At 55.5% G+C, this 647-nt stretch carries 1 protein-coding gene; it reads left to right on the plus strand.

Annotated elements, in window-relative coordinates; all coding sequences use genetic code 11:
• The first annotated feature begins 92 nt into the window (after positions 1-92).
• Entirely contained in the window at positions 93-569 is a 477-nt protein-coding gene (locus RE6C_RS07810; protein WP_008655403.1) for a hypothetical protein, read from the plus strand.
• Positions 570-647: the final 78 nt, after the last annotated feature.

Genomic DNA, 647 nt, shown 5'->3' on the forward strand with positions numbered 1-647 from the left:
TTGCAACGGAGGCCGCGAGTTGACGTTTTTGAAGTGGAGAGTCGTTCGCGCGGCCCCGCTGAACCCTGCCGTTACCCGACAACTTGAGACTCATGCCTGATTCCATTGCCGCAGTTTGGTATGCGTATCTGATCTTTGTTGGCGCAACTGACTTCGCGATGCAAGACCGTTACATCGACGCATCTGCGAAGCTCGACAAATCGATGACGCCAGCGGAAGTGCTTGAAGTGATGGGACCGCCATCGGGGCGTTACGAAGCTTCTGGCTTTCTTCACCTAGCATTTCTCAACTTTCAGCCCAAACATTGGTATTGGGGAGAGCGAGTTGACATCCACCGACTCGTGCTCCCGAGCCTTCCCGTTGCCAATCCATTTCCGTACCACATCCGACTGTTTGGTTACGCCGACAACGATGTTGTTGTCCGGTGGTCTGCTACGGACCAGATCATGGAGATCACGCGACCCGCTCCTGCTCCGGCACCCGCGGCATTTCATGATCTCCTCGACGCAAAAGACGCCACTCATCAACTCTTCGATACACTGCGTGTCATCCTGAACACAGGCGGGTAACCATGGCATTCACACTGAGCGGGGCTTGCGGCCGAATTTGAAATGGACAACTTTACTCTCCCCGCCCGGTGATGCCCG

The organism is Rhodopirellula europaea 6C (assembly GCF_000338295.1).
Taxonomy (GTDB): Bacteria; Planctomycetota; Planctomycetia; order Pirellulales; family Pirellulaceae; genus Rhodopirellula; species Rhodopirellula europaea.